Raw genomic sequence first — 20,928 nt, forward strand, 5'->3', positions numbered from 1 at the left:
CATATAAATGAAAAAAGAAAAGAAACCACCGTTTATAAATTCCTACACTAAAGCTTACGAAGACATCGCATTCTTAAAAAGCGATGCGGCGCGCTCCGTAAGGCTGCAGCTGGAACTTCTTAAACCCGAAGTCGTACTGCATGAAGCGGGTATAAAAGAAGGTATAGTATGCTTTGGCAGCGCGAGAATAAGGCCGGAAAAAGAATCTCTAAAGCGCATAGCAGACATAAAGAAACAAATAAAAAAAGAACCTAAGAAAGCCGCTTTAAAACATCGTCTGGCTGAAGCCGAAGGCCTGCTTAAACTTGCCAAATACTACGACTATGCCAGAGAATTTACGGCCTTGGCCGTAAAGAAAGGCAAAAACAGATTTGCCATAGTAACCGGCGGCGGCCCCGGCATTATGGAAGCGGCCAACCGCGGCGCTTTTGAAAACGGCGGCAAAAGCATAGGGTTTAACATAACTCTGCCGATGGAACAATTCCCCAACAAATATATAACAAAAGGTTTGGCGTTTTTGTTTCATTACTTCGCAATACGCAAAATGCACTTGGTAATGAGGTCAAAAGCGGTTGTGGTATTCCCGGGCGGATACGGCACTTTTGACGAAATGTTTGAAATTCTTACCCTGGTGCAAACGGGCAAAAAAAGCCAAATACCGATAATACTCGTAGGTAAAGAATTTTGGAACGATATCTTCAAAATACACAAAGTGGCCGAGTATGGAGTAATTTCCAAAGAAGACCAGTTTCAAGTAGTCGAAACACCTCACGAGGCTTGGGACATCATAGCCAAATGCTATAAAATAAAATAATAGATATACAAAAAAACGCGCCGCTAATATAAGCGGCGCGTTTTTTATTGGACTTCACAACTTCCCAATATCATACAAAATATCCTATAAGACGCCTCCCCACATTATAACAGACAAGGTTTCCCCTTTAAAACTCAATTATTCGAGAAAATACACTTATATATCTATTTCAAAAGGAGTTAAACGGAATTTACTATCAAGAAATAGTTTAATTCAAAGTGCGGAATTGAAAAGTGAACTGTTTTTCAAATAAAATAAAAATCCATAGGCCTAGCTTGGGATTTTCACAATAAATAAAAAAGCCGCGTCTTTTAAACGCGGCTTTTAAAATAATATTTTATTTTTATTTATCTGCCTCTGGCGGAAGAAGGCCTAGGCCCGCCTGCTGGCGCCTGGGCCGCCGCAACGGGTGCTGCGGCCGTATTTGCCGCTTGTTGCTGCATCATAGCGGGCGGAACGATAAACGTCATTATATTATTCGATTCCGAAGTCGTCGGCGTTAAACTGCCGTCGGTAGTATTATAGCTGAAACGATATGTCAAGCTGTATCCTTCATTATTTGGCGGCAATTTTACCGCTATCGAATAATAAGAAGGATCTACGGAGGGTTCCGCGCTCCATTGTATTAACTGAGAGAAATTACTATGCGCGGCGTTTATTTTCTGTTCCAACGTGGAACCGTCAACAAAAGTATAGTTCTTTACGTTGGCAATTATATTGTTGGCTACCATTTCTTCAGGGCTTTCTTCCGGTTCTTCCTGAACGGCCGTCTCTCCTTCCAAGTCCAGCGTTTCCTCTACGGCGGGGCCGGAAACTTTATCTATTATATAATGGACAGGGCTCATCTCTTTTGGCAATATGCCCATCATGGCCAATACCGCCACAAAGCCCAATACCGCACACAGCAGAACCATCATCAAACCGAAAGCCTTTAGCCCTTTCATAAAAGGCGAGGGATTGCTAAGCTCAGCGATAGCTTCTTCTATGTTGGGAGTATTGTAATCTGCGCCGATAGGATCACCGGCCGCGACCATAGGAACCGTCTTTATAGCCGCGGGTTTTATTCTCTTAACCTGTCTGACGGAAGAACTGTCTTCCGCGGCGGCAGGTTGATTTTTTAAATCTGCCATTCCGGCTTGGGCTTCCACTCCCGGCTTGGGAGCGGCTGGCGCGGTCGCGTCGTTTTCGTCATACAAAGGGTTATCCTGCGAAGCTATGGTCGGCGGAACATAGTCAGATATAATGGACGTAGGCTGATCCAAAAAGACTTCTTCTATACTGCTGGTAAAAGTTTTAAGGAATTTGTCGTCCACATTATCCACTTGCATAGTACCGGCAGGCTCTTCCCCTTGCTCAGGCTGAGAAACTTGCTCGCCTGCCGGCGGGGTCGTAAGTTCTTCAAGGGAATTTACTTGTTCTTCCTCTCCGTTCGTGGCCGACGCTTGAGCGGGAACTTCTTCCTGCTCGGCTACTGCTTCCTCTTGGACAGGCAAAGCGGGCTCCTCTACGGGTGTTTCCTGCTCAAAGGCTTCCTCTTGTGGATGTTCTTCCGCTGCGGGGTATGACTGTTCCGTTGTCTCAACTTCTTCCGCAGATAATTGCTCAAAAGCTGGCTCCTTGGATTCTTCTTCTACGGGCTCGGCTATAGCATCGATATCACGCTCCAAGCTCTTTTCAATTTCTTCAAGCTCTTTGTCCGCTTTTTCTTTCTTTTTTTCCTCTTCCTTTTTCTCTTCGGCGAAAGTCTTTAAAATCGCTTCTTCTTCTCTATTGCCGACTGAAGCTACTTCCAATATTTCGGCTTCGGCCTCAACATCTTCGGGCTCGGATTTAACATCGGTCACAGTGTCTTCCTGTTCCGTCGTTTCTTTGGCGGGAAGCTCTTTTTCCTCTTCAACTTTTTCAGGTTCCGATTCCTCTTGCGGAGCTTCTTCCGCCTTTACTTCTTTCTCCTTTAAAGTTTTTCCCTCAACTTTATTTTCCTGTTTTTTCTCTTCGGAAGGCTCTTCCGCCGGTTTTTCTTCCTCAGAGGACTTTTTTTCCTCGGGCGAAGATATTTCTATCGTTTCTTTAGAGGCCAAATCAAAAGCCACCGGCGCACCGCTGTTTGCGGGCACGGCTTTTAGACGCATCGTATTCTCTATCGCCGATTCCAATATATCATCGCTATCGGGAATTTCTTTGGGTAAATTATCGTCCGCAGAGGCCTTCAAAACAACGGGTTCGCCTTCATTGGTTTGATGTATCTTGGAAAGAGCAATTTTTTCTTCTGGGATATCGCCCTCGTTCATCGGGATTAGCGGCTCTTCCTGAAAGGCTTTCAAAGCAAGCGCGTCTTTTACTAAAGGGACATTTTTCTTCTCGCCCGCAGAGGTCGAGGAATTATACATCGTCATAGAAGCCGTATAGTTTAAATTTGCTATATCTTTTTTAAGTTCGGCCACTTCATTTATCAGGTACTCTATTTTGTCAAGCAAAATTTGTTCTTTTTGAGAATACGCCTCCGCACTATCTTCCCTGCCGTAAGATTCCGGCAAAGGTTCCGGCGTATACTCGCCTGAAGCATCGTAAATATCTTGCTCGTCGTTTTGGGCCGTTTCCACGGTTTCTTCCGGCTGAACGGCATCCTGTGCCCCGTAATTTATAAGTTCGCCAGCGGACGTCCATTCCTGATTTCCGCCTTCAGGCGTTTCTTCCGGGCAGATTAACGTCTGTGCGTCAAAGCCCGGTATGCTTGACAGCGCTTCCGCTTCATACGGCTGCGGTAATACCTCGTCATTTATATATACCCAATATCTCATTTTTCCCTCTGCTGTTTTAATTTCCCTTAGAGAACAGTTTAGCAAATTATCAGTTAAATTTCTCTATAATATCTTCCTTTTATTGAAGCATATTTGCAACTCTTTTCGCCGCGTCCTCGTGATCGGTTGATACTTTGTAAAATTTTTCATAAGCCGATAATATGCTCTGCTTGGTAAAATTACTGTTGACCGGCAAAGCTTTTATCGTCGTATCTACACTTTGCTCCGGCCAGCCCTTTTGAAGCATATCCAAACCCACCGACGCCGCAAAAGCCGTTATGTTTCCGTTTAGTTCACCTACAAGCAAACTTAAAGCGTAACCGTATTTGGATTCGTCGCTCTTCCAAAAATCATAGCCCGCCAATCGCCCGCGCAGAAATGCCAACACTTCGCCGCGGTCTTTAGTCCCCAAATAACGCTCCACCGCCTCGCTTTCCAAACTGCCTGCACTGTACAAAACTTTATTTTCCTTCCTAAACAAAGCCTGTGTTTCGCCGTCGGCTTCGGCTATCTTGCCCAATAGCACTTTTACGCCGATGTCGGCATTTTCGTATATGTCTTTATTATGCGGCAAATTCCTCAAAATAGAAACGAACCGCTCTTCCACGCCTTCCTTATCCGTCTTGCCGTAAAAAGCAGACGTTATCAAATCCTCATATCCGTTGAAATATTTATTGCTTGATACCGAACGCAAAAACAGCTTCTTGCCGCGGTTATAACTCGCTTCCCGCTCCGCCGCAAGCAAAGTGTCGTTGCTGGCGTCCGTCATAACTTTAAAGGCAAGCGCCAAATTCTCTTCGGGATAGTCAGCATACGGAAGTCGCTTTAAGACGGCGTCCAAAGTTTCCGCTATCTCTTTGGGGGTTTTCAACTTCAAATATTTAAAGGCGAGAAGCTGCAAATCGTCCGGCAAAATATTATATTTTATCTCTTTAGCCAAAACGGCCGCGCCGGCGGCTTCCTGCGAAGTCATTTTCAAAAGCAATACGCGCGCGGCAAATTCGTGCGACCAGGCAAAATCGGGGTTGGCTTTCGCTATCTCTTGCAAAGCCTCTTCAAATACTGGCTTTAGCGCTTTGCAGCACGGCTGGGTATAATAGTCCGATAACGCATTCACCGCGGCGGAAGATAATTTCTTGCTCTCCGCCAAAGCCTTAAGATACTTTACATTATCTTCTATTACCGAGGGAGATTGCTCTTCCAATTTTTCGGCTTCGGCAAGCATTGCGTCGACTATCTTGGAGGCTTCCTTAGAATTAAAATCTATTTCCCCCTCAAAAGAGGCCGACAGCTCCCCCCAGCGCTTTATGAAATTCTTCTCGCAGCAGACGCTCCCGTAAGCGTTTAAAAGCAACCTGAAGTATTTTGCGTCCAACGACAATTTGGAGCAAAGCTCAGATACCGCACGGGCGGAAAGCAATATCTCCACCCTAGCCTGCCCCGCCTTTAGAGAAATCTCGTTTAACAATATTTTGGCTATTATATAATCGCCTTCGATCCCTTCGGGCAAAAGTATATCGCGCCGTATTTCTTCTACGGTCTTGCTCATGGCCGCGACTTTTTCCCCGTCTGTAAAACGCATAGCCAATAGGCCGATTTCCAATCCGCCCGCTTTCGGCAGCACCCCGGAAACCGCTTCTTCCGCATTAAACGTTTTGACTGATTTCTCTTCTTTCATACTTATATATTATATACTACATTTGCGCCGTTTATGAAATGCTTTCATAAAACGGTTTAAGGAAATTTATATTCTTCTCCAACTCCTCTTTAAAGTCCGCTTCTTTAATATAAGGCATATTGGCTTTTATATTTTCCACGCCACACGCTATCGCCGCCCTAAGCATTATCTTGGCGCATTCTATATCGGGCTTTATCACGGGCGCTATCTTGGGTGAGATTTCCTCCGTCATCTGCAAAGTTTTAACCGCTTTTAAGGCCGTTTCCAAAGGCACTTTCGCGCATTGTTCCAACGCGGCTTTTACATACTCCTCACGCTCTTTGCTGCCGCTGGGCAGCTTCTTGGCGCTGATATATTCCTCATAAGCGTCGGCATCCTTTTCCGCGCACTCTTTTAAAGCGTCCCTAAGCAATATAAATTCGTCCAAAGCCTCGTTTAGTTCCTTCTTGCTCTGAGGGGCGGTGCTTTTCATCTTCATAGTTACCGATATAGCCATCATCGTAAGCGCGCACCCACTAGCAGCCGAAAACGCCGCCACAGCCCCGCCGCCCGGCGTAGCGCTGCCCGATGACACCGCGTCTATAAAACTTTCCGCTCCGTTTTGCCAATTGTTTACCATATCTTGCCAGACTCCAAATCAGAATATTTCTTTATTCTAAACATCTTCAGACGCTGTTCGTCTATCCCCGTACGGCTGAAAAACACATGCTCTATCGCGCTTGCGGGCATTATGTACGAGCCTTTCTCTACTCCCTTAGGGTCCTGTTTTAAATCAAGCCATACAAGCAGAACCTCTTGGTCTTTAAAGTCTTCCACTTCCGCCTCCGCGGCCGCCCTTAAAAGACGTTCTTTATCGGCTAAACCCGCTTCTTTTACCACCGCGCTGTGGTATCCGTTCTCCTTGGCAGCCATTACGTCTAAATGCGTATCGCCTATTACAAATACCTCCTCCGGCTTAAAAGCGTGTTTAAATTCTTTGCCCGCGCGTTTTACCGCGGCCGCCAAAAGCTGAGGCCGTTTTTCCGCGTCCCAGCCGAAGCCGCCCGTAACAAAATACTTCGCAAGGCCGGCAGACTCCAGTTTTATCTTCGCCGCTTCTTCCACATTACCAGTGGCAAGCCCGAGCTTCACATCGGGATATTTAAGCAAAGTCTTTATAAAATCTTCTACCCCGCTAGCGGCTTTATATTTTTTGCTCTTTTGCAAAGATTCTAATTCCTCCGGCAGCAGTTTTAAATATTCTTCCTTAACCTCTTTTAGCTGCTTGGCCGTAGGCGCTTTGCCTGCCGCGCACTTGTACATATAAGCGAAATTCTTTTTATCCGATACTCCTATAAGCTCGTTTAAATCGTATTTCGGCGTTTTGCCCGTTATATTTTCAACCGCTTTTGCCAAGCTCGGCACGCCGAACGCGCCCGTGTTTAACAATGTTCCGTCTATATCAAATAGTACAAGTTTCATTTTTCCGTACCTTTCCTTATTGTGTTTGTTACCATATAGGCCCCGCCCATCGCGAGCAAAAGCCCCAAAATCTGTGTCATCTTCAATTTATCGTATCCCAATGCCGCCGACAATAAATACGTAAATACCGGATACACCAATATTACCGCCGTGGCTTTGGCCAAAGCCATATTCCTTATGGCCTTATACCAGAATATATTGCCTATCAAATTGTTGAATACCGCCATAAACAGCAGTATCAAAACGCTCTTGAGCGAAAATCCGCAATAAAACGGTACGTCAAAACGCGTCAGAATAAAAGCCGTCGGCACCGTACATAGAAAACCGAACAAAGCCCGCGCGCACACTATAAGATTATCCGGTATATCGGCGGGCAGTTTCTTGGCCGCTATATGCGATACCTGAAACATCCACACAGTAGCCAAAATTATCAAATCGCCCTTAAGTTTTACGCTTAAGCCCTCGCCCGCCAAAAGCAGCCCTACGCCGCAAATAAGCACCGCAGTGCCAAAAAGCTGTTTTTTTGAAGGATACTCCTTTAAAAACACAGCCGAAAGTATCAAAGAGTATATAACTTCCGTCTGATTGAGTATCGCCGAGTTCGCGGGCGTCGTATAATTTAAGGCTATGAATATCAGCAAATACGGCAAAGCCGTGCCGAATAAACCTACCGCCGCAAATTTAAAAAACAAATCCCGCCTAAACAAAAGCCGCCAATAACCTTTCTTACACAGCCACGGGACATATATCAGCGCCGTACCCAAAGTACCGAGCAAAACTATCGCCAATGGAGAAACGCTCCCCACAGCCAGCTTCCCGACCACCGGATATATCGCCGTTATTATTACCGACGACCATAATGCCTGCAATGGCGTTATGTAAGACATATTTAATTATAACATTTTAGGCGAATGCCCCCGCCGATAAACTTTCAGCTTCCAAGGCTAGTTTACACTAGAGGCCGCAATCCAAGTTTTGCCGTCAACGCCAATTGCCTAAATGGATTGCAAAGCTATCTTATCCGCGCACCTGCCAGAGCCTCGGCCATATCCGCTATGCGCCCCGCCGCCTTGAGCGGATTGGGGAGATTTAACTTCTCGAAATTGGCAGACATCTCCTTTATCACCTTCGGAGATGACAATATTTCCCGCAGAGCCCTATCCAAGTCTGCGGCCAAATTGGGGCTATCCTTAAGCAGCTTCACGCAGCCTGCGTCGGCGAAAATTTTGGCGTTGTAATATTGGTGGTTTTCGCTCGCGTAAGGATAGGGTATTATTACGGCGGGCTTGGCCATGGAATATATCTCCGCCAGCGAACTCGCACCCGCGCGCGCCACTATTATATGGGCGGCCTTCATTAAAGCGTGGATATCCTCCGCGTAGGAAATAACTTCCACATGCTCCATATCACCGTAAATGTTCTTTATCTCCTCATAGTCGCGGACGCCGGTAACGTGCAGAAAATGCAGGCGCTGCGTCTTGCTTAGCAAATCCTTGGCCGTAGCCGCCGCAGCCAAATTCAATGACCGCGCCCCGCCGCTGCCGCCAAATATCAAGATATTTATCGCGAAATCCGTAACGAAAGTCCAATAGTTGCGCTCCTCCACAGAGGCTTTCAGGCGAAACTCCTCCCTTATCGGCGTACCGACCAAATAGGAGTTCTTTATCTTCTTCTCCACCGGCAGGCCAAGCAAAAACATATCCGTAAATCTCGAGCATATCCTGTTTGCCAGGCCTATCTTGGCATTTGAATCGTGCACAGCCGTCTTTACACCCATCAAATGCGCCGTAAATATCAGCGGGAAAGATATGTACCCGCCCATTCCTATGCATACGGCTGGTTTATAACTCTTTATAAAACGTTTCATCTCCAATATGCTTAGAAGAAGCTTCCACAAAAAATCTATCCATTTAAAGATATTTTTGCCGCGCGGCATGGAAACGAAGTCTATCTCCTGATACAAAAGCTCGTTCTCCTCCAGCAGTTTCGCGCTCGCGCTGCCGCGTTTGATTATAAATACTACGTCGCGCCCCCTTGACGCCAATTCCTTGCCCAAAGCAAAACCGGGATAAAAATGTCCCCCCGTTCCGCCCGCCGCTATCATAAATACGTTCTCCACTCTATCTCCCCGCTTCCTTTAAAGCTTCCTTTTTCTCTATCGCAGATAAGTTCATCAATATCCCCATCATCGCCAGCGTAACCACTACCGAAGACCCGCCGTACGAAAAGAACGGCAAAGGCAAACCCTTCGTCGGCACCAAGCCAGAAGCAACACTCATATTAACAAATGCCTGGAATGTTATGCACAATGTTATGCCCGCTATTAAATAAGAGTTGAATTTGTCCTTAGCGTTCACCGCCAGCCTAACGCCGTGTATCAACAGCCACACAAAAGCGCCCAATATCAAAAAAGCACCTATCATACCCACTTCCTCGCACATTATCGCGAAAATGAAGTCCGTATGCGCCGCCGGCAAATATTCCAACTTCAAATCCGATCCGCCAAAACCCTTCCCGAACCAGCCGCCGGAGCCGATCGCGTAAAACGAATGCACCAGCTGATATCCGGTTGTGCCCGCCACTTCCTCCGGATTTAAAAATGATACAACCCTCTTTAACCTGTAAGGCTGGCGCCATATCGCTATCGCAACTACCGGTATAAGAATCAAAACGGCATATAATAATTTCGACACCGGTGCGCCCGCTATAAAAAATATCGCCAAAGCCACCGTGGTTATAAGCACCGGTATTCCCAAATCCTTGCCCGCCACTATTAAAGCCACCGTTATCGCCGTATATAGCACCGGCGTTATCAATAGCATATTATCACGCCGTTTATCGGGCAGTTTAGACAAATAGGCGCATAAATATATTATCAGGACCATCTTCGCTATTTCCGAAGGCTGTATATTGAAAAATCCCAAATTTATCCACCGCCTTACATTTGCCGCCTCCGGCTGCAATAATGCCCATATCAACAGGCCCCAAGTTATAAATAACATCCATACCGAACTGAATTTCTTTTGCAAAGCGCTGTAATACTGCGACAAAAACAACATCGCGCAAACGCCCAAAACATCAAATATTATCTGCCTTTTAAAGTAAGCCAAGGAATCAAAAGCGCTGGAAGAATAGGTAAATATCAAACCCGCTATTATCATTATCGCCGTAAAAGAAAGCAAAGTCTTGTCCAGAGGAAGAAATATACTCTTCTTCTTTATCGCGCCGCGGTGGCGTTTGGTAAGATTTGTCTTTTCCAAAAATATACTAGCCATATAGTTACCTTATCTTAAGCGAAGCCAAAGCTATCAGCATCAGCACTACTCCCACTATCCAAAACCTTACTATTACCTTCGGCTCCGCCACTCCCTTAAGCTCAAAGTGATGATGAAGCGGCGCCATCTTGAAAAACCGCTTCCCCCCCGTCGCGCGGAAATAGCCCATCTGTATTATTACCGAAAGCGTCTCCATAACAAATATCCCGCCCGCTATCGGCAATATCAGCTCCTGCTTTACGCATATCGCCGCCGTCGCTATCACCCCGCCAAGGAAAAGCGAGCTGGTATCACCCATAAACACTTGCGCGGGATATGAGTTGTACCACAAAAAACCCATACACGCCCCTATCAAGGCCGACAAAAATACCGATATCTCGCCCGCGCCCGATACGTATATTATTTTAAGATATTCCGCAAACCCGATATTGCCCGCCAAATACGCAAATACGGCATAAGCGCACGCACAGAATATCACGCTGCCCGCCGCCAGTCCGTCCAAACCGTCCGTCAAGTTGGTAGCGTTTGAGGATCCTATCACCATCAACATCGCAAACACCAAATAAAATCCGCCCAAAGAAAGCATAAAAGCCCCGTTAAAATACGGTATAGTCAATACGTCGGGATACATCGCGTTCGGCGGATACGCCCCCAAATAACCCACCACCGCCACGGCCGTTATAATCTGCACCACCAGCTTTACCCAGCTGGGCGCGCCGTTGGGGTTCTTCTTGACCAGTTTTGTATAGTCGTCCAATATACCCACAAAAGCCAACATTACAGATACAAATATCAATAACCAAACAAATCTATTGTCCAGCCTGGCCCACATAAGCACCGTGGAAAGCAAACTTATTATTATTATTATCCCGCCCATCGTCGGCGTGCCGTTTTTGCTAAGATGGCTCTTGGGGCCGTCCTGCCTCTGCACTTGGCCTATCTTATAGCTTCTTAACTTCCTGATTATAGGAGGCGCTATCAACAGGCTGATTAAAAGGCCCGTCAGAACGGCCGCGCCGCAGCGGAAGGTAATATAGTTGAATACGTTTAAAAAACTTAAACTCTCTTTTAGGTTAGACAGATAGTAAAGCATTTTTTCTCCTTACAGATTATTGTATAAATCCTCAAAATTCAAACCGCGCGATGCTTTCATAAGTATCAGCCCGCCCTTCTTGCAGCGCTCCCTCAGCGCGGGGATAAGCGCCTCTTTATTCTCGGCGTATTCCGCTTTGACCGCCCCGCCTTGCAAGACCTCATAGGCAGCTTTCATTTCTTTGCCCGCCAAATAAACTTCTTTAATACCCAATGCTTTTATCTTCTCGCCTATCTCCCTGTGGTACCTGGTGGATTGGGCGCCAAGCTCAAGCATATCGCCCAATACGGCCGCGGCGGGGCCTTCCTTTTCGGCGCGGCGCGACAATATCTCCAAGGCATTGGACATAGAGGCGGGATTAGCGTTGTAATAATCCAAAATAAAAGTGGAGCCGTTCTTTTCGTGCTCTTCAAGCCTAAGCGGCATGGGCTCATACAACGATATGCCCTTTTCTATTTGGTCTTTGAAAAGCCCCAAAGCTATCGCGCCGGCGCACGCCGCCGCCGCGTTTAAAGCATTATGGCGTTCCAAAGTTATGTCAGATTTGAATAAAGCCTCCCTATAATCAAAAACGAACGGCGCAACACCTTTTATTTTAATATCGGAATCCTCGCTGAAGCCGAAACTTAAAGTACGGCCGTCGTATTCCGTTTTAAGGCGGCGCAGCATGGCGTCGTCGTTATTGTAAATCAAAGTGCCGTAAGAGTTTATCGATTTTATTATTTCCGTCTTGGTTTGATATATCGTTTCCATATCGCCGAAAAACTCCAAATGCGCGGGCGATATATTGGTTATTATAGCGACGTCGGGGCGCACTATGGAGGCGATTTCGTCTATATCGCCTTTGTGCGAGGCGCCAAGCTCAAAAACGCCGTATTTATCGTCTTCGTTGATTTCAAGTATAGACAAAGGCACTCCTATTTGATTGTTGAAATTGCCTTTAGTATTGCACGTTTTACCCGCGCGGGCGCATATTGAAAGCAACATTTGTTTGGTTGTGCTCTTGCCGTTTGAACCCGTTACGGCGGCTATTTTTATATTGTGTTTAAGCCTGTGGTGCAAAGCAAGTTTCTGAAGGGCTTTTAAAGTGTCTTTGACTTCCAGCAGCGCCACGCCCGCTTTTAAGGCGTCTTCCCCGCGGCCTTCCTCGGCGATAATAATGCTCGCCCCCTTTTCCGCGGCCGCTTTTATAAATTTGTGGCCGTCGTGTTTCTGCCCTTTGATTACGAGGTAGCCTTCCCCTTCTTTTATGGTCCTGCTGTCTATGCTTAAGGAATTAAGCACGGCCGAATTGTTGGCCGCCGTTAATTTGCCGTCCAAAATTTTAGACAAAGATTCGTAACTTATATTGAGTTTCATTCTATCTCCTTATCGGGTTCAACCGCATATAACGTAAGGAACTTTGACGCTATCTCCGAAAATATCCTCGCCGATACCGCCCCGAACAAAGCCCGTTCGGGCTCGTCTAAGACAACCAGTATCGTAAACTTCGGATCGGACGCCGGCACAAATCCGCAGAAAGACGCTATATGCGCGCTCCTCTGATACTTCCCGTCTTGAGACATCTTCTCGGAAGTACCCGTCTTTCCACCTACGCTGTATCCTTTTATCCGCGCGCCTTTGCCGGTGCCGTTTTCCACTACGTTTATCAATAAATCTTTCACTTTATCGGCGGTATCTTTGCTGATTACCTGCCTTACTTTGGAAGGTTTGGCGTATATTTCTTCCTTACCGTCGGCGTATTTTATCTTATCCAGCAAATGCGCCTGCATTAAAGCCCCGCCGTTGGCTATCGCCGAATAGGCCGACACCAGCTGTATGCCCGTTACCGCTATCGTATAGCCGTAGCCGGATTTAGCTGTATCTATGGGCTTCCAGCGGGTATGGTCCCTTAAAATTCCGGCGGGCTCACCCAAAAATGATATATTGCTCTTTACCCCAAAGCCGAATTTCTTTACGTAAGAATACATCGTCCGCGCGCCAAGGCCGTGCGCTATCTTCGCCGCGCCGATATTGGAGGATACTTCCATTATCTCTTGTACACTTAGGCTCGGCTTTTCCTGATGGTCCCTTATCGTTATGCCGTCCACTTTCCACTTGTTATTCTCCATGGAAAATCTGTCGGTAATTTTTATCGCACCGCTGTCCAATGCCGCAGCCACCGCTATCGTCTTAAAGGTCGAGCCAGGCTCATAGACAAACTGCAAAGGCAAGCTGCGCCCGTCCAAGGAAGGATACGATGCCGCCGCCAATATATTGCCCGTTTTCGGGTCCTGCACAATGGCGAATGCGCTTTTTACTTTGTATTGCTCGGCGTATTTCTTCAGGGTGCTTTCCGTATAATATTGCCCCAAAGAATCTATCGTAAGATATACATCTGCTATATCCAAAAATTCTATTTGTTCTTTATCATATATTATCCCGCCGTAGCGCGCCTTCTTGACTCGTTTAGACTTGGTCTGGCGGGAAAGTTCGTCGTTATGCATAAGCTCTATGCCCGAAAGCCCCTTATTCCTGGAGTTCGTCGCGCCCAGTATATCCTGCGCTATGCCGTCGTAAGGATATATCCTGGTATAATGCGGCTCTATCTCTATGCCGCGCACACGCTCTTGGTTTATCAGTTTCTCCAGTTCCTCGTACTCCAGAGGAGTAACGTCTTTCTTTACATAGAAAAAATTGCCCTTGCTGTTCCAAGTTTTGTTAAGCTGCGCACGACTTACGCCCAAAGCCTTGGAAAGCACCTTAAAAAGTTTGTCCTTATCGTTTACGTTGCGCTTGCTTACCGCCACAAAATACGTTCTTAAACTCTCCGCCAGCACTACGCCGTTCTTATCGAGTATCCGCCCGCGCACCGTATCGGGCGCGGTCTGAGTATAAACCCGCTTTTCCGCCTTCGTCAAAAGTTCCTCGTGCCTAAAGGTCTGCAAATAAAACAGCCTAATTGCCACGGCGCCGCTCAACAGCAAACACAACAAAGCGCAAAGTTTAATTCTTGCTTTTACCGTCTTCATCTTCCGCCTTCAATACTATCACTTCCGAAGGCGCCGCTATACGCATGGACGCCTCCTCCGCCGCCGCTATTATCTTGTGCGGCGATTTGTATATCCCTATCTTATAACGCAAATATTGGTTGCGGGCTTCCTTAAAGGTTATATCCTCCATAACCGTAGCAACCTGATAGCCCGTCTTTTCCTTCTGCACGCGTTCCATCGCTATAAAAAGTACGAACAAACCGCAGAGAAGAATAATATAAAAAACTTTCATTTCACCCGCTCCATTACCCTTAGTTTCGCGCTTCTCGCGCGCGGATTTTTCTTGATTTCCTCCCAAGAGGGTTCTATTACTTTCTTGTTCACCAATTTGTAATCCCCGCTTGAAACTATTTCCTTAAAAGCCCGTTTGATTATCCTATCCTCCGTAGAGTGGAACGTCAGAAACGCCGCCCGCCCTCCAACTTTCAATATATCCTTAGCGACGTACGGCGCGGCCTTAACGCAGGCAAGTTCGTCGTTTACGGCTATCCTCAAAGCCTGAAATACCCTCGTCGCGGGGTGTATTTTGCCGCCTCGGCCGACAGTCTTTTCTATCAGAGCGGCTAAAGCCGTAGTCGTTTCTATCGGGCTTTCCCGCCTGGCCATACATATCGCCAAAGCTATCTTGGAGGCTTGGCGCTCCTCCCCGTAATTTTCAAATATATCCGTAAGTTTATCGGCCGAATATTTGTTAACTATATCGTAAGCCCTAAGCTCGCCGCGCCCGTCAAAGCGCATATCCAAAGGGCCTTGCCTTAAAAAACTAAAACCACGCTGAGCGTCGTCAAGCTGGTAAGAACTCAACCCCAAGTCAAACAAAGCGCCATCAACGCCGCTCTCGCCCGCCAAAGCCAAGGCTTTGGGCGCTTCGGTATAGCTTAAATTGAAAGTTTTAAGACGTTCGTCATTTACGTTTTCGCGTGCCATTTTTATGGCCTCGGCGTCTTTATCCAGGCCGATAACCTTCCCGCCCGCACCCAGACGCTTTATTATATGGCCGCTGTGCCCGCCCAAGCCCAAAGTTCCGTCAAGATAGATGCCGTTTGCATCGCGGACCAAAAGTTCCGTTATTGCCTCGGCCAATATCGGGATATGGATAAATGACGTCATTTGGCGGGCCCTTCCATCTTCTTTCTTAAATTGGACTGCCACGCTATCTCCAAAGCATTATCGCTGTTTAATGGCATACCGTACGCCCTGAACATCGCGCGGCCGAGCGGCAGGCCTTCTTTCAAATTCTTGCTGAATTGATAAAAGCCGTCCTTGCCGTAATGCTCAAAAAGAAATTTCACCAAACTGTAAGATTGGGCGTACCACATGGCGACATCGGGCTTTTCGTAGCCGTCCAATGTCTTAACTTTTAAAAATTCCTCAAAATCGATGTATTCCTCTTTGGCGAATTTAAGCCTAAATACGTTAAGCCATTCGTTTTCCTGCGGAGTTTGGTATAAAGACTGCACATATACCGCGAACCCTTCGCTGAGCCAGCGAGGCGTTGCCGTCGGTTCAAAAAAGCCGTCGTAATAGATGTGGGTAAGCTCGTGCATAAAATTGCTCTTGAAGTTAGCGCCCTCCATAAGATATATCGACTGCCCCAACACGTCCGCAGAGCCGCCGCTCCAATCGGGGCGTTTCGTATACGCGCTGTACATGCCGCGCGTCTTGAATATCATCATAAAAATACGTTTTACGTCCGTAAGCAATGAAAACGGCGCCACCTTCCTTAAAAAGCTGGTGTGCATAGTGGATATTAAAGCCTTAAAATCGTCCGTCATCGGGTAATATTCCCTATACATCAAATACGGGTTTACCTTCGCGGAGAAAAAGCCCTCCGGCAGCGGCGGGACGGGTTCCTCCCTCATTTGGGAAAGAACGGCCTGGACGTTCTTTATCCGTTCATTACGTTCTTTAAGTTCCCGGTCCGCGTCGTCTTCGCCCAAGGGCAAATCTATATTTATCTTCTTAGCGTCCTTGCGCCGCTTTACGCTGAACTCCTTTCTTTCTTCGTCTTTTACCGCACGGTATTTGCTAGCCACGCGCATATCGGGAACTTGGCTTAAAAAGCTGTCCTTGTTTTCGCTCTTTTCAGCCTTTATTACCTCTTTTAAACTCTGCGATACCTGCGCCTGCTTTAAAGCTAAATCTTTATCGCCGCTTTCCGTAAGAAGGCCCTCGTGGTAAGCAAAAAAACCCAATGCCGCCACCAAAAATATCGCCAATATGTATAATTTCTTCGTTATATCCATATTTTATTCTTTCCCAAATACGCACAAATGTCTTTCTTTTTCTTCCCCGTACAATTTGTACGCCAGGCTTGCGTTCTTATCGTATTTGCAATCGGCCGCCTTTAAAGAGGCCTCCCCCCAGCTGCCTTCTTCCGTCTGAAATGCCACAAAATACCCGCCGCGCTTCAAATCTGCCGTACATATAGGCAGGATATCGTCTATCTTGCCCATAGCGCGTTCAAGCGTAAAATCGAACGGCCCGCTCTGCCCGCCTTTGGATAAGGCCCTTATATTGTATGTCTTCGCGCCTTTTATCCCCAGCTTCATTATGCACCAGTCCATAAACATACAGCGCTTGCCCAAAGTTTCCACCAAAGTAAGCTCGCAGGAAGACCCCAAAGCTATCTTCGCGCTCAGCCCTATATACCCGCAGCCCGCGCCGTAATCGGCCAACGAATAGCTGTCTAGACCCGCGGCGAGTTTCTTTATCAAAGCCGCTGCCATAAGCCCGTCGCTTATGTGCCTATCCCAGATTTCCTGCCCGCTTGAAACGCTGGTCAAATTCAAATCACCGCGCTTTTGCCATACCATAGCCGCATAATCCGCCAGCGTTTGTTCTTGCTCGGGGCTTAGCTCAATACCGTTTTGCTTTAAAAAATCATGCCTTAATTCCATTTTTCTCCCTGCGGTACTTCTCTATATGTATGGCTATAAGCTGCAAATCCGCCGGTGTTATGCCCGGTATGCGACCAGCCTGCCCCAAAGTAGAAGGCCGTATCTTGGCCAACTTCTGGCTGGATTCTATCAATATGCCTTTTACAGCGGCAACATCAAAGCCTTCCGGTATAACTATCTTGTCGGCATTGGCCAAGGCCTTGGCTTCCTTTAAATTCCGTTCCAAATAACCGGCGTACTTGCGGTGAACCGCCGCCGTATTGCGCGCCGAAGCCAAACTCCATGGGTTTAAAGCGCTTTCCTCTATCGGGGCGTTTTCGTCTTGTATCAAGCTCTCCACCGCCGCTTTATAAGCCTCGAACCCTTTGGCGTAACTTGCCGGCAGGGAACCCAGCTTCAAGCCGTATCCGCTCAAACGCAAGTCGGCATTGTCCGTGCGCAGGATTATCCTGTATTCCGCGCGACTGGTAAACATTCTGTAAGGCTCGTTTACGCCTTTGGTTATCAAATCGTCTATCAAAACGCCGATATAGGCCTCGTCCCGCCTTAAAACGAAAGGCTCCTTACCCTGTACCTTCAAAGCGGCGTTTATGCCCGCCATTATTCCTTGCCCCCCAGCTTCCTCATAACCCGTAGTACCGTTGATTTGCCCCGCAAAAAACAATCCGCTTATATTCTTTACTTCCAAAGAGGCTTTAAGGCACGTAGGATCGGCATAGTCGTATTCTATCGCGTAGCCCGCGCGCACTATTTGCGCCTTTTCCAAACCGGGTACAGATTTTAACAGCTCATACTGCACATATTCCGGCAAACTGGTGGAAAAGCCTTGAATATAATATTCCTCCGTATTAAGGCCTTCCGGCTCTAAAAACAAAGGGTGGTGCTTGTTCTGGGGGAATTTTACCGCCTTATCTTCTATCGACGGGCAATACCTAGGCCCGATAGAGTGAATATTGCCCGAATATAAAGCCGATTCCAGCATATGCTCTTTTAATACTTCGGCCGTTTTATCGGTGGTGCGTGTTATATAGCATTGTAAAAATTCTCTGTCCTGCGGCCTGTTGAAAACCGACATCGGCGTATAAGGATTATCCGAAGGCTGCGGCGTAAACTTGCTAAAATCCACCGTCCGCCCGTTAATACGCATAGGCGTGCCCGTCTTCATACGGCCTATCTTTATGCCGCAGTCCTTTAAACTGGCGCTTAAGAAATTGCTTGCCACATCATTATAGCGCCCGCCTTCCAACATCAGTTTGCCGATATGCACCGTCCCCTTCATAAAAGTGCCCGGCGTCACTATTACAGTTTTGGTTCTGTATCTGGTTTGACGCAGGGTGTCCACCGCCGTTACGGCATTATCGGATAAAACCAAATTCTTGGCTTCGTCTTGGATTATGTGCAAATTGCTTTGCAGTTCCAAAAAATGTTTGTAGGTATATTGATAAATCTTCTTGTCGCATTGTACGCGGGGCGACCAGACCGCCTCCCCTTTGCCCGTATTGAGCATATGATAATGCACGGCCGCCGCATCGGTTACTTTGCCCATCGCGCCGCCAAGAGCATCTATCTCGCGAACTATCTGCCCTTTGGCTATCCCCCCTATCGAGGGATTGCACGACATCTGCGCTATCGTATCCAAATTCTGTGTTATCAAAAGCGTCTTGGCGCCAAGGCGCGCGCTGGCCAAAGCCGCTTCACAGCCCGCATGCCCGCCGCCTATTACAACAACGTCAAAAATCTCATCGTATACAAACATTTAATCTACTTCCCTACGCAAAACTTGGAAAATATTTCCCCCAATACGTCATCGGGGGTTATTTCCCCTATCAATCTTCTTAAACTTAGAACCGCGCTTCTTATATGCTCCGCCATCAATTCCAATTCCTTAAGGCGCGCCTTGGCACGGTTTAGTTCCCGTTCCGCATCTTTCAAAGCCTTGTAATGCGCGGCAGAGGTTATCAGAATATCGTCATCTCCTAATTTAGCGAGGCCGATGGCCTCTATTATTTTATCTTTCAGGGCTTCTATACCCGCCCCGCTTTTGCACGAAATAAGGCAGTCGTATTCCCCGCTTTGCGATATTTCTCCCTCACTTTTTAAATCCGTCTTATTTAAAACTTTCAAAACTTTCTTGCCCGTCGCTTGCGCCTGAGCCAAAATATCGGCTTGGGCCTTGGCGTCCAAGTCCGAATCGGCCAAGAATATTATTATGTCCGCATTATTCATCGCTTTGCGGCTGCGTTCTATGCCTTGCGCTTCGGCATCGTCGGCATGGTCAGCCCTAATCCCCGCCGTATCGGTAAGCACCAAATTAAAATCTTTTATCCTTAAAGAGGCGTCTACGGTGTCGCGCGTCGTCCCGCTTACGGGCGATACTATCACCCTGTCAAAACCGAGCAAAGCGTTTAAAAGACTGCTCTTGCCGCTGTTAGGCACCCCGACTATCGCCGTTTTTATCCCCTCTTTTACCAAGCGCCCCGCGCTGAAAGTGGAACTTAAAGCCTCAAGTTTCTTTATTATCCCGTCTATATATTCCCGTGTTTCAACTTCGGGCAAAGGCGCCATTTCGTCATCGGCGTCGTCTATGCGGACTTCTATCTTAGCCAAAAGTTCCGTAAGGCCCGCGCGTATTTCTTTAAATCGCTCCGACAAACGCCCGTCTAATATATTGAACGCCGCGCGGTGCGCGCTCTTGTTTTTGGCCGCTATTATATCGGCCACCCCTTGCGCCTGAGCCAAATCCATCTTCCCGTTAAGGTATGCGCGCATGGTAAATTCGCCCGCTTCGGCCATTCTCGCGCCAAGTAAAAACACAAGCTCAAGCAGCCGCGCTTTTATGTATTCCCCGGCGTGTACGCTTAACTCAAAACTATCCTCGCCGGTATAGCTCGCCGGCCCTTGATAATATAAAGCGACCGCGGTATCCAAAATATCTTTCCCGTCATGTATCTTTACCAAATACGCATGGCGCGCTTCAAAAGCGCCGCGCCCGGTAAGAGCTTTAAGTATTCTTAAACTATCGCCCCCGCTCACGCGCAATACCGCAACAGCCCCGCTTGTCGCGGCGGTAGCGTATGCGGCTATCGTATCTTTGGCAAAAATATCCATATATATATTTTACATTTTTCTTTGCGCGCATAATATGGCTTTTTTCAATCCGAGCCATAAAGCGCACCGGCAAATAAAAAACCGGCCTAAAAGAGGCCGGTTTCTTAAATTATCCCCTAAAAACAGATCAATATACCGTATTCCATTCGCGGGTGGTAAGAGTAAATTCCACGCGTCTGTTGCAGGCTCTGGCTTCGGGCGAATCGTCTATCTTGATAAGAGGGCGCCTTTTGCCGTGCCCGTACGTTTTGACTGAATCTGGATGCACGCCGCGTGAACATAAATAGCTCTTTATCGCATTGGAACGCGCGCTGGAAAGCCAATCGTTATATTCGTCGGAACCGACTTCGTCCGTATGACCTTCCACTATCAACTTCATCGAGCGGTCGGCAACCATTATCGCAGCCACCTTATCCAAAACCTCATAAGAGCTGGGTACCAATACTATGCCGTCAAATTCAAAATCCACGCTGGGTATCTTGCGGCTCGCCCGCATTTCGTCCACAGTTTGATTACGCCATTTTTCCTCGTTGGCGCGCTCGGGACACAAGGCACTTAAAGTAAACAAATCGCTGTCGCGTTTTACCTCTTTATTTTTGCGCTCGGCAGAATAACAACCGCCAAGCAGTATCGCCAAAACCGGTACTATAAAAAGAAATCTCATAAATTATCCTCCGTGCTATCAAAAATATTATAGCAAATCCCCTCCTTTTTTCAATCCGTATTTTTGGGATTTTAACCGTATGAAATATTTATCCACATTTAT

18 protein-coding genes are annotated in these 20,928 nt (G+C 47.2%); 1 reads left to right on the plus strand and 17 read right to left on the minus strand.

What is annotated here, in order from left to right:
- The first annotated feature begins 7 nt into the window (after window positions 1-7).
- Window positions 8-814 (plus strand): TIGR00730 family Rossman fold protein, encoded by an 807-nt coding sequence (locus ACQY3M_RS00685; protein WP_428065247.1) that lies wholly within the window; start codon window positions 8-10, stop codon window positions 812-814.
- 347 nt (window positions 815-1,161) lie between these two features.
- Here the strand turns inward: ACQY3M_RS00685 and ACQY3M_RS00690 are convergent, their stop codons facing one another.
- From ACQY3M_RS00690 to ACQY3M_RS00770, 17 genes are all read right to left on the minus strand, one after another.
- Window positions 1,162-3,615, minus strand: coding sequence for a hypothetical protein (locus tag ACQY3M_RS00690; RefSeq protein ID WP_428065249.1), 2,454 nt, complete (start codon window positions 3,613-3,615; stop codon window positions 1,162-1,164).
- Window positions 3,616-3,694: 79 nt separating this feature from the next.
- Window positions 3,695-5,293, minus strand: a complete 1,599-nt coding sequence (locus ACQY3M_RS00695; RefSeq protein WP_428065251.1) for a hypothetical protein — start codon at window positions 5,291-5,293, stop codon at window positions 3,695-3,697.
- 31 nt (window positions 5,294-5,324) lie between these two features.
- A complete protein-coding gene (locus ACQY3M_RS00700) occupies window positions 5,325-5,912 on the minus strand; it encodes a cyclodeaminase/cyclohydrolase family protein (protein ID WP_428065253.1) in 588 nt (195 codons plus the stop codon).
- A complete protein-coding gene (locus ACQY3M_RS00705; RefSeq protein WP_428065255.1) occupies window positions 5,906-6,754 on the minus strand; it encodes an HAD family hydrolase in 849 nt (282 codons plus the stop codon). The genes ACQY3M_RS00700 and ACQY3M_RS00705 overlap by 7 nt, the downstream gene beginning before the upstream one ends.
- Window positions 6,751-7,641, minus strand: coding sequence for a DMT family transporter (locus ACQY3M_RS00710; RefSeq protein WP_428065257.1), 891 nt, complete (start codon window positions 7,639-7,641; stop codon window positions 6,751-6,753). The genes ACQY3M_RS00705 and ACQY3M_RS00710 overlap by 4 nt, the downstream gene beginning before the upstream one ends.
- A gap of 125 nt (window positions 7,642-7,766) precedes the next feature.
- Window positions 7,767-8,873 (minus strand): UDP-N-acetylglucosamine--N-acetylmuramyl-(pentapeptide) pyrophosphoryl-undecaprenol N-acetylglucosamine transferase, encoded by a 1,107-nt coding sequence (locus tag ACQY3M_RS00715; protein WP_428065259.1) that lies wholly within the window; start codon window positions 8,871-8,873, stop codon window positions 7,767-7,769.
- Between the two features lies 1 nt (window position 8,874).
- The gene (locus ACQY3M_RS00720; protein ID WP_428065261.1) at window positions 8,875-10,029 is read right to left on the minus strand and encodes an FtsW/RodA/SpoVE family cell cycle protein; all 1,155 of its coding nucleotides are present in this window, start codon (window positions 10,027-10,029) and stop codon (window positions 8,875-8,877) included.
- 4 nt (window positions 10,030-10,033) lie between these two features.
- Complete coding sequence (gene mraY, locus ACQY3M_RS00725; RefSeq protein WP_428065263.1) at window positions 10,034-11,122, minus strand: phospho-N-acetylmuramoyl-pentapeptide-transferase; 1,089 nt, start codon at window positions 11,120-11,122, stop codon at window positions 10,034-10,036.
- Window positions 11,123-11,131: 9 nt separating this feature from the next.
- Complete coding sequence (locus ACQY3M_RS00730; RefSeq protein WP_428065265.1) at window positions 11,132-12,481, minus strand: UDP-N-acetylmuramoyl-tripeptide--D-alanyl-D-alanine ligase; 1,350 nt, start codon at window positions 12,479-12,481, stop codon at window positions 11,132-11,134.
- Window positions 12,478-14,133: a peptidoglycan D,D-transpeptidase FtsI family protein gene (locus ACQY3M_RS00735; protein WP_428065267.1), complete on the minus strand. Its 1,656-nt coding sequence runs from the start codon at window positions 14,131-14,133 to the stop codon at window positions 12,478-12,480. The genes ACQY3M_RS00730 and ACQY3M_RS00735 overlap by 4 nt, the downstream gene beginning before the upstream one ends.
- Window positions 14,108-14,386, minus strand: coding sequence for a hypothetical protein (locus tag ACQY3M_RS00740; protein ID WP_428065269.1), 279 nt, complete (start codon window positions 14,384-14,386; stop codon window positions 14,108-14,110). Before ACQY3M_RS00740 ends, ACQY3M_RS00735 begins: the two co-directional genes overlap by 26 nt.
- The gene (gene rsmH, locus ACQY3M_RS00745) at window positions 14,383-15,264 is read right to left on the minus strand and encodes a 16S rRNA (cytosine(1402)-N(4))-methyltransferase RsmH (protein WP_428065271.1); all 882 of its coding nucleotides are present in this window, start codon (window positions 15,262-15,264) and stop codon (window positions 14,383-14,385) included. The genes ACQY3M_RS00740 and rsmH overlap by 4 nt, the downstream gene beginning before the upstream one ends.
- Window positions 15,261-16,400: a peptidase MA family metallohydrolase gene (locus ACQY3M_RS00750; protein ID WP_428065273.1), complete on the minus strand. Its 1,140-nt coding sequence runs from the start codon at window positions 16,398-16,400 to the stop codon at window positions 15,261-15,263. The genes rsmH and ACQY3M_RS00750 overlap by 4 nt, the downstream gene beginning before the upstream one ends.
- 3 nt (window positions 16,401-16,403) lie before the next feature.
- A complete protein-coding gene (locus ACQY3M_RS00755; protein WP_428065275.1) occupies window positions 16,404-17,054 on the minus strand; it encodes a 16S rRNA (guanine(527)-N(7))-methyltransferase RsmG in 651 nt (216 codons plus the stop codon).
- Window positions 17,038-18,810: a tRNA uridine-5-carboxymethylaminomethyl(34) synthesis enzyme MnmG gene (mnmG, locus tag ACQY3M_RS00760; RefSeq protein WP_428065277.1), complete on the minus strand. Its 1,773-nt coding sequence runs from the start codon at window positions 18,808-18,810 to the stop codon at window positions 17,038-17,040. The genes ACQY3M_RS00755 and mnmG overlap by 17 nt, the downstream gene beginning before the upstream one ends.
- Before the next feature lie 5 nt (window positions 18,811-18,815).
- Window positions 18,816-20,162 carry a tRNA uridine-5-carboxymethylaminomethyl(34) synthesis GTPase MnmE gene (mnmE, locus tag ACQY3M_RS00765; protein ID WP_428065279.1) on the minus strand — a complete coding sequence of 449 codons (1,347 nt, stop codon included), beginning with the start codon at window positions 20,160-20,162 and terminating at the stop codon, window positions 18,816-18,818.
- A 127-nt stretch (window positions 20,163-20,289) separates the two neighbouring features.
- Window positions 20,290-20,826 (minus strand): OmpA family protein, encoded by a 537-nt coding sequence (locus tag ACQY3M_RS00770; RefSeq protein ID WP_428065281.1) that lies wholly within the window; start codon window positions 20,824-20,826, stop codon window positions 20,290-20,292.
- Window positions 20,827-20,928 lie beyond the last annotated feature (102 nt).

The sequence above is a fragment of the Candidatus Proelusimicrobium volucris genome (assembly GCF_959605025.1).
Taxonomy (GTDB): Bacteria; Elusimicrobiota; Elusimicrobia; order Elusimicrobiales; family Elusimicrobiaceae; genus Proelusimicrobium; species Proelusimicrobium volucris.